The 5,813-nt window shown below is 68.1% G+C and carries 3 protein-coding genes; all 3 read right to left on the bottom strand.

The annotated features are described in order from the left end of the window. Window positions 1–281: 281 nt before the first annotated feature. Entirely contained in the window at window positions 282–710 is a 429-nt protein-coding gene (locus VF536_RS05025) for a hypothetical protein (protein WP_331613706.1), read from the bottom strand. Window positions 711–752: 42 nt separating this feature from the next. Beyond that, window positions 753–1,118: a hypothetical protein gene (locus VF536_RS05020; RefSeq protein ID WP_331613705.1), complete on the bottom strand. Its 366-nt coding sequence runs from the start codon at window positions 1,116–1,118 to the stop codon at window positions 753–755. Window positions 1,119–1,131: 13 nt separating this feature from the next. After that, window positions 1,132–5,813: RHS repeat-associated core domain-containing protein (locus VF536_RS05015; RefSeq protein WP_331613704.1), on the bottom strand; the 4,682-nt coding region annotated here is incomplete at its 5' end.

The following is a 5,813-nucleotide window of genomic DNA, read 5'->3' as shown; positions in this document are numbered from 1 at the left end:
AGGCCTGGATGTCCTTGCGCTCGCTCAGCAGCGTCAGCGTGGTGTCTCCGGCGTCGCTCAGACCCTCCCGCGACACACAGGTGTGCACGCGCAGAGTGTCTTCAGGCAAGGCGGTCTTGAGGCGGAAAGGTGAGGCCATGGCACCAAGGGTCAGGTCGACACCCCGGAGGCTAGGGATCACCCGAGATCACCACAACGGTCGAAAGTCACTCCCGAGATTGGGACTGGCGCGGACGAATTTCGCAGAATTATCAGAACGGGCCGGCAAGACATGACCCAGCTCAGGTCATCAACAGGAATTCCTGGTCGTCGAGGATCTCGGAAACATCTTCCCGCCACTGCCGCGGGTCGTTCACCTGCTGCCAGACGACGCCCGGGGGCCAGGTCCTGCCTTCCCCGTGGAAACGATCATGCATGGTTCCGATGATGGAGCGCGGAGTCGGCCAGGAGGATTCTGCGATCTCAACCAGCAGGTTTCCCCGATCAAGCTCTTCGAGCAAGACCTGGCGCAGGCCTTCGGGGAGCCGGTAGACGAGCGAGACCCAGTCAGCGGCGGTGGAGGGATCCCGAACCCGCGCCCGGATCTCCGCAGCGGACGTGCCGGCGATCGTCGCCGCCTCTTCATCCGACATCGCGTGCCAGTTGGTCGAGCAACGGAAGCGGAGGTGAGGCGACGAGGGCCAGCGGCTCCAGGAGGAAGGTTTGCTCATCACTCGCCCTGGGGCGATGGAGACCATATCAACGCCGCCCCTTCAACGGCTGCTCACCACGATCGACAGATCGCCCTGCTTCGGGTCCACCGAAAACTCGATCTCTCCCCACGGAAAGCGGGCAAGGGCCATCGGTCTGGCGACCATCTCAGGTGTGATGCCGGTCTTCTTCGCAAAGCGCTTGACGATGCTGCTCGTCACGATCGAATCGGGGAACTCCTCTTCGTCGAACAGGACAGCCGCCACCACGCCCTTCCCTTCTTCTTCGGCGATCACCAGGCTCGCCGCCAGATCCAGGTAGCGGACGGGACGTCCATCATTCGGTTGCGCCTTCGGCGCAGCAGTCTCCCAGACGACCTTGCCATCCACCAGGACTCGCCCCGCCACCACATCGATATCGAGATTCACTTGCCGACCTTTCTCATTTGCCCAGTTTGATGATCCTGAACGTGTCCGACAGGTTGCCCTTCTCGGAGTTGGACATGAAGTACTGGACGCCGCCCCCCTTGCCGAGATGCGGGTTGGCTGCGGCCTTGCCCATGGCCACGCAGGTATCCTCTTTCAGGACATAGGCGTGCACTTGGGTCCGCATGTCACGCGCCTTCGGACTCTTCCAATTGTCCTTGTGCGCGACCTGCAGCGCATCGTTGTAGTCGCGCGCCGATTTGGCCCCGAGCACTTCGCCACCCTTCACGAAATAGTTGCCGGGCGCCGGCCCGTGCGGATACAGGGTGTAGAGCACCGTACCCTTCTTCATCACAACGTTGGTGTAACTGTCCTTGCCGTCATACGGTGTGGTGCCCTGCCAGCTGCGCGCCTCCGTGGCCGGATCCTTTCCGCAGCAGGGGTCACAACCGCCCTTGCCCTTCTTCAGCCCCAGCGGATCGATCCACTGCACGGGATCCGGCGCGTACTGATAGGGATTGATTCCGCCCATCAACCCGATCGGATCCTGCGTCAGATACCGCCCCGCATCCGGATCGTAGTAGCGATGCCGGTTGTAGAAGAGCCCTGTCTCTTCGTCCTCGTACTGTCCCTGGAAGCGCAAGGGCTGGCGGACCTCGTCAACGTCGGTCCACGCCAGGCGACCCCAGGCGCGGTAGCGGGCGCGCCAGCGCGCACGGCCCTTCTCGTCCAGCAGCGCCAGCGGCATGCCGAGGTGGTCGCACTCGTAGAAAAGCACCTCGTCGTTCGCAGCGTCGGCGCCGTCCCAACGCGTCTGCGCCGCCTGTTCGGCCTCGCAGTCCACGCGCCATCGTTCCAGGCGCCGGTACCAGCGCACGTGCGCATCCGGCTCCGCGGAAGGCGCATCCGGTCGATCCCACGCGATCACAGGCGCGAAGGCCACCGACGCGCTGCCGAAGGCCGCCAGCGTGTCCGCGCCGCGGACCCGCGCCAGCGGCGTGAAGCTGTCGGGCTCGTGCACGTAGGCCACGCTGCCTTGCGCGTCGATCTCCTGCACCATGAGGTCGCCGTTCCAGACGAACACGGTGACGCGCTCACCGTCCGGCGCCGCCACGCGCTTGAGCACGCGACGGCCCATCGCGTCGTAGGCGTAGCGACTCGTCAACACGCCGTGGGTTGTCTTTCGATCGGCTCGGACCAACCGCTGATGCGCGTCGTATTGCAGACTCAGCGCATCGATCCCGACACCGATCGCCGCCTCGTTGGCGGCATCGTCCTGGACCCAGTGCTTGCGGACCGCATTGCCGTCTGCATCGTGTGCGTAGTGCCAGCCCCGCGCCTGACTCACGACGTTGCCTCGCACCGGCGCCGCGGGCAGCGCCGCTGCGTTTTTCCCGCCGAGCACCGAAGGACCCGAGGTGCCCGAGGTCCCGCCCGGCAAGGGCACGAGATTGCCCGCCGGATCGAACGCGAAGGTCTCCCGCAGTCCCGGCTGGACCGCGGACATCAGTTGCCCCACCACGTCATGCGTGTACCGCAATTCACCGAGCACGGAGTCGTCGATGCGTTCGATGTCTCCCGTCCGCGCATAGCCGTACTCGCGCTCGCGGAGCGCGCCCGGCGCCGCATCGCCGAATCCGAAGACGCTGCGCGTCCAGCGCGACGCGCGGTCGTAGCGCAGCTCGCGCCGCATGCCGGCGCGGCGGAGCCCGCCCAAGCTGCGACGGGTCTCGCGATGCAGCGCGTCGCGATCGACGTCGGCCAGCGGCCGCCCTTGCCACAACACGCCGTGCCAGTGGCCCGGCCCATAACGCTGCGTCTGCACCACCCGCCCGTTGGGCAGGCGTGTCGCCACGCGCTGCCCCAGCGCGTCGTACTCATGCCGCAGCAGGAAGGACGCGGCCGCGGTGCCGCGTTCAGCCGCGTCGGGCCAGGCGCCAGCGGGATCCGGCCGCACGCGCTCGGGCGCCAACTCGATGCGCTGACGTTCTTCAATGAGTTGTCCCGCCGCATCCCACCGCAGTCGCGACTGCGCCGCCGCGTTCTCGACCGCGATGACCCGGCTCAACGGATCCCAGGCGAATCGCTCCTGTCCGTCCGGCGTCACGCGCGCCACCATCCGGCCAAGCGCGTCGCGCACATAGTCCGTGCGGATCGACCCTCGCAGGCTGGCGACCAGTTCGCCCGCGGCGTCGTAGTCGTAGCGGCTGACGAGTCCGTCGAATCCCGTCTCCTGGATCAGCCGCCCTTGCGCGTCATAGGCCAGTCGACAGGACTCGCCATTGCCATTGATCAGCTCGACCAGCCGCAGCGCGCGGTCGTAGCGATACTGCAGCCGCTGGCCTGCTGCATCGATGCGCTCGATCGGCAGCCCCTGCATCTGGTAGCGATAGGTGGTCTGGCGCCCCACCCCGTCCATGTGGACGAGCAGACGGCCCATGGCGTCGTAGCTGAATCTCTCTTCGCCTCCGTCGGGATGACGGATGGCCACCAGGCGGTCGATCTCATCCCAGCCGTAACGCACGCTGTGCCCCAGCGCATCGGTCCGGGCGACGAGGCGGCCGCGCGCATCCCAGTCGAAGCGGGTCTCGGACCCGGAACAATCGACATAGGCGAGCAGACGGCTGCCGCCGTCGTAGACATAGGTCTTCGCACGACCGGCGGCGTCGATCAGCTCCCGCAACTGGCCGAAGACGTTGTAGGCCATCCGTGTGACGCGGCCCAGCGCATCGGTCTGCGCCACGACGCGACCCTCGGCATCGAACGCGCGCTCCTGCACGTGCCCCATCGCATCGATGGTCCGGACCGGCTGGTTCCGCTCGTCGTACTGCAGCACCGTCCGGCCGCCCATCGCATCGGTGGTGCTGAGCAGGCGGCCCTGCGCGTCGTAGGTGAAGCGCGTCGTGTGGCCGGCGGCGTCGGTCTCTTCGAGCAGGTCGCCTGCGTCGCTCCAGCGGCGGGTACCCAGCCGGCGGGCTTCCGCGCCCGCGTGGTCCTGTACCCGCACGTCCACGCACAGGTTGTTGGCGTTGAACCGGTAGGTCCAGACGCTGTCGTCGCTCTGCCGGACACGGGTCGTGTCGGCGTCGACGTAGTCGATGTGCACCGGCTCCGTGCCGTCCTCCGCGGCGGCAAAGATCGCACGCGCCCAATGGCTGGTGAGCGGCGACCAGGAACCGCGATGGTCCGGCGCGACATCGCCCGTGGGCGTCATCTCCTTGCCGAGCCCGGTCGCGACGTCGACCGCATCATCAGTCGTCGTCCCGTTGGCGATGACCGACTGGAACAGCACGTCGGCGCCCTGCCAGCGGAGCATCCAGGCGCCTCCGGTCGGGTCGACGTATCGCGTCAGCAGGTGCGTGTCGTAGTGGTAGCGCCAGAGATGCCCCAGCGCATCCTTGCGTCCGAGCAGGTCCAGGGCCGACAGGTCCGCACCGTCGCGCGGCGCTTCGAGGCCGTAGGCGTAACGCGTCAAGACCTGCCACCCGGTCGTCGACTCGCCGGCGACGTCACCGTGGACGGCATGGTCGACGGCAAGGCGCCGGACCAGCCGGCCGATCCGCAAGGCGCCGTGGCAGGCGCGTTGCGCGTCGGTCAACGCGCCCGTCGGCGCCGCGTGAGCCTCCAGCACGATGTCGCCGGGCGCCGTGATGCGAAGCACCGTGAAGTCCTCGTCCAGGCGCTGCGGCAGCATGGCCGCTTCCCAGCCCGGCAACCAGTCCAGCCGCACGGACAGGCCGTCCGGACGTCGCTGCTCCGTCAGATAGCAGCACTGGACGATTTCCCTGCGCGGCGCGGGCTCTTCGAGCAGGCGCCGTGATCGCGGCTTCAGCCCCTCCAGGCCGAGCGGCATCACATCCACCGCCAGCGCACCGCAGCGCGGCCGCTCGAAGACGTCGAGGCTGCCGTCGCGCCACTGCAGCTCGAAGCGCCATTCGCCGACCCGCGTCAGCGTGAAGGCCTCGAAAGCGTCGTCGATCGATCCGCCGATCGACAACAGCGGCATCTGCACGGTCCGTCCGGTCGCGTCGTGGTACGCCATGCCGCGCGCACCGATGCTCAAGCGCACCAGGTACTGCGCCGTCCATCGCGCCCCGAGCAGCCCGCGGTCGTACGCGGCGTGGCTCGATCGATAGGTGCGCAACCACGCGACGGGGATCAGGCCGTCGATCTCGGCATCGAGTTCCGAAAGCAGCTCGTCCCCGGTGCCGTAGTGGATAGGCCGTCGGCTCCGCGTCGCCGCCTTGCCTGGCCCCTGATTCTGCGGGCAGCATTCCTTGGGCTGCTTCTTGTCTTCCGGCGCCTTCTTCTGCGTCTTGCCGCCGTCCGGCTTGTCCGCCTCATGCTTGTCCGGATGCGGCTTGGGATCGGGCTTCTTCGCCGGCGGATGCTTCTTCGGGAAGAAGCGCGACAGCAGGCGCCCGCCGCCCGGCAGCTTCGTCAGCGCCCAGTTGACGCCGCGCTCCGCCGCCTGCTCCGCGAGCGCCCCCAGGCTCGGCGACTTGTCGTCGAGCACCCAATCGACCGTCGCGTCGAGCACGTCCGTCGCCGACCCCGTGGCCGCACCCACCGCGGTCACGCCACCGCCGACCGCCGTCACCGCGCCGCCTGCCGTGGCGATCGCGCCGCCCACTGGCGCGCCTACGCCCGTCAACGCCACGCCGCCGCCCACCAGCGTCGTCGCGGCGCCGGCGGGCG

The organism is Roseateles sp. (genome assembly GCF_036486225.1).
Classification (GTDB): domain Bacteria; phylum Pseudomonadota; class Gammaproteobacteria; order Burkholderiales; family Burkholderiaceae_C; genus Roseateles.
This window is presented reverse-complemented; position numbering and strand designations above follow the sequence as displayed.

Excerpts from the sequence above, each read along its gene's own strand:
- VF536_RS05025 (WP_331613706.1), bottom strand. The coding sequence starts at position 710 with ATGAGCAAACCTTCCTCCTGGAGCCGCTGGCCCTCGTCGCCTCACCTC.